This window comes from Pseudomonas sp. (assembly GCF_050739655.1).
In the GTDB taxonomy this organism is placed as follows: Bacteria; Pseudomonadota; Gammaproteobacteria; order Pseudomonadales; family Pseudomonadaceae; genus Aquipseudomonas.
Genome location: NZ_JBOIBY010000466.1, coordinates 1 through 2,471 on the forward strand (window position 1 = coordinate 1; position 2,471 = coordinate 2,471).

A 2,471-nucleotide genomic window follows, 5' to 3' on the forward strand; every position below is an offset into this window, starting at 1 on the left:
GATCAAAAGATCGCAGCCTGCGGCAGCTCCTACAAGGTACGCCTTGAACTTAGAGCGCCTTGCACGCAATCAAGCAACTGCCCAAGCGCCCAGGGTTTCTTGATGAACGCAACCTCATGGCGCACCCCCGAACTCTCCGGGGTCTCATAGCCCGACATGATCATGATCGGTTTGTCCGGCCAGCGATCACCGAACTGGTTGGCCAGGTCCGCGCCATTGAGCGTGCCCGGCATGGTGATGTCGGTCAGCAACAACCTCACCTGCGCGGCATGCTGCTCCAGATACACCGATGCGTCGTCGGCACTGGTTTGCGGCTCCACTACAAAACCTTCCTCCTGGAGAATTTCACAGAGAAAATCCAGGATCAGCGGGTCGTCCTCAACCACCAGGATCAACCCGTCAGGAAGATTTCCACCTGCCGTCGACACTCCACTCATGACCTTGCCGCTCCCTGAATGCACCTATGATTTCGCGGATCTGAATCCGCTGCCTACAGGTAGGAGCAGCGCACTCGACGGAAATTCATTTTGATATAGGGATACGAGGAAAACAGGTGCTGCGCAAGGCGGTGGGAGCCGGCAAGCTCCCACCGGGGTTTCGTTTACTGCGACATGGCGTCCTTCTTCATCGCGTCTTTGCTCATGCTGTCCTTGGACATGGCGTCTTTTTTCAACGTGTCCTTGGTCATCGCGCCCTTGGACATGTCGTCTTTCTTCATCGTGTCCTTGGACATCGAATCGGTCTTCTTCATCGCGTCCTTGGACATGGCGTCCTTGGACATCGCATCCTTGCTCATGCTGTCGTTGCTCATGGTGTCAGCAGCAAAAACACTGGCAGCACCTACGGCCAGGCACATGGACAGCACAACGGTGGTCAATTTTTTCATGATCAAACTCCTTGAAGCTCTGTGTGTGGACGAGTGAAACAGCCAGGCTCCGTCAACTGCCACCGAACCAGTTGTAGCCCTGGTCTTCCCAGTAGCCGCCGCTGTAGGTGTTGCTGACGAAAATCGCCTGAATGTGTTTGGGGTTCTTGTAGCCAAGCTTGGTGGGCATGCGCAGCTTCATCGGGAAGCCGTACTCGCGCGGCAGCACCGCGCCGTCGTAAGTCAGCGCCAACAAGGTTTGCGCATGCAGCGCGGTGGCCATGTCGATGCTGGTGTAATAGTCGTCGGCGCATTTGAAGCCGACGTATTTGGCATCGGTGTCGGCGCCGACGCGTTTGAGGAAATCGCTGAAGCGCACTCCGCCCCAACGGCCAATCGCGCTCCAGCCTTCGACGCAAATGTGCCGGGTGATCTGGTCGGTCTGCGCCATGGCGCGCAGTTCTTCGAGGCGCCAACTGCGCTTGTCGACGACCAGGCCAGTGACTTCCAGGCGATAACCTTCCTCCTCCACCGTCGGCGCTTCATCGATGCCGTAGAAGGCATTGAATGGAAACGGCCGGGTGATCATCGATTCCGGGTAGGTCGGCGCCATGGCATTGGGATTGAACAACCAGCCCTGCACCCGATCATTGAAGCGCGACATGGACGACAACGCGGTGTCGACACTTTCGTTATCGGTGATGTTGCATCCGGACAACATGGCCACGCCGCCGAGGGTCAGGCCGCGCAGCAGGAACGAGCGGCGTGAGCGGTCCTCGATCTGTGGTGCAAGGATCTTGCGGGCGTCGGTCAGGATGGAAGACTCGTCCAGCCCTGAACCTTGATTGGGCTTTTTCATACGTGCTCCTTGCGACCGACAATCATGGCCACCAGTGTTTTTGGAACCAGCGCCACCATCACCAGATGCACCGCCACGAATGCCACCAGCAGCGCCATGGCGAAGAAGTGCACGCGGCGCGCACCTTCGTAACCCCACAGCAACTCACGCAGCAGCGGGAACTGCACGGACTTCCACAGCACCAGCCCGGAGATCACCAGCAGCGTGATATCGACCATGACGAACAAGTAAGCGACGCGCTGCACCTGGTTGTAATGACTCAGGTCGGCATGCCCCAGCTTGCCGCGCAGAGCGGCCCCCAAGTCATGCAGAACGCCTTTGGGCGATACAGGGAAAAAGCGTCGTTTCAGACGACCGCTGAACAGGTTGAAGGCCAGATAGATGAGTCCGTTGATCGCCAGGAACCACATCGCTGCGAAGTGCCATTGAATGGCGCCACCGAGCCAACCGCCGAGGGTGATGGATTTGGGAAAGCTGAAATCGTAGAGCGGCGAGGCGTTGTAGATGCGCCAGCCGCTGGTGACCATCACCAGCACCGCCAGGGCGTTGAGCCAATGGGTCAGCCGCAACCAGCGTGGATGGCTGGCCTTGGGTGTTGCAGATGACTGCGACATGTCCGGCTCCCGTCGTTGTTATTCGTTGGAGCCGAGTATGGGAGCCACAAGATCGCCAAATCCTCACGTAAAGTTAAATTAAATGTGATAACTCGCCCTCTCGATGATTGAGGGCTACCCCTGTAGGAGTTGC

The 2,471-nt window shown here is 57.9% G+C and carries 4 protein-coding genes; all 4 read right to left on the minus strand.

What is annotated here, in order from left to right:
• Positions 1–29: 29 nt before the first annotated feature.
• Positions 30–437, minus strand: a complete 408-nt coding sequence (locus tag ACRESJ_RS22730; protein ID WP_431759930.1) for a response regulator — start codon at positions 435–437, stop codon at positions 30–32.
• A gap of 164 nt (positions 438–601) precedes the next feature.
• Positions 602–886: a pentapeptide MXKDX repeat protein gene (locus ACRESJ_RS22735; RefSeq protein ID WP_431759931.1), complete on the minus strand. Its 285-nt coding sequence runs from the start codon at positions 884–886 to the stop codon at positions 602–604.
• A 52-nt stretch (positions 887–938) separates the two neighbouring features.
• Positions 939–1,724 carry a molybdopterin-dependent oxidoreductase gene (locus ACRESJ_RS22740; protein ID WP_431759932.1) on the minus strand — a complete coding sequence of 262 codons (786 nt, stop codon included), beginning with the start codon at positions 1,722–1,724 and terminating at the stop codon, positions 939–941.
• A complete protein-coding gene (locus ACRESJ_RS22745; RefSeq protein ID WP_431759933.1) occupies positions 1,721–2,338 on the minus strand; it encodes a cytochrome b/b6 domain-containing protein in 618 nt (205 codons plus the stop codon). The genes ACRESJ_RS22740 and ACRESJ_RS22745 overlap by 4 nt, the downstream gene beginning before the upstream one ends.
• Between the last annotated feature and the right edge of the window lie 133 nt (positions 2,339–2,471).

What these genes read in the sequence shown, in the direction of transcription:
- ACRESJ_RS22730 (WP_431759930.1), bottom strand. Translation starts at nt 437, where the DNA reads ATGAGTGGAGTGTCGACGGCAGGTGGAAATCTTCCTGACGGGTTGATC.
- ACRESJ_RS22735 (WP_431759931.1), bottom strand. Translation starts at nt 886, where the DNA reads ATGAAAAAATTGACCACCGTTGTGCTGTCCATGTGCCTGGCCGTAGGT.
- ACRESJ_RS22740 (WP_431759932.1), bottom strand. Translation starts at nt 1,724, where the DNA reads ATGAAAAAGCCCAATCAAGGTTCAGGGCTGGACGAGTCTTCCATCCTG.
- ACRESJ_RS22745 (WP_431759933.1), bottom strand. Translation starts at nt 2,338, where the DNA reads ATGTCGCAGTCATCTGCAACACCCAAGGCCAGCCATCCACGCTGGTTG.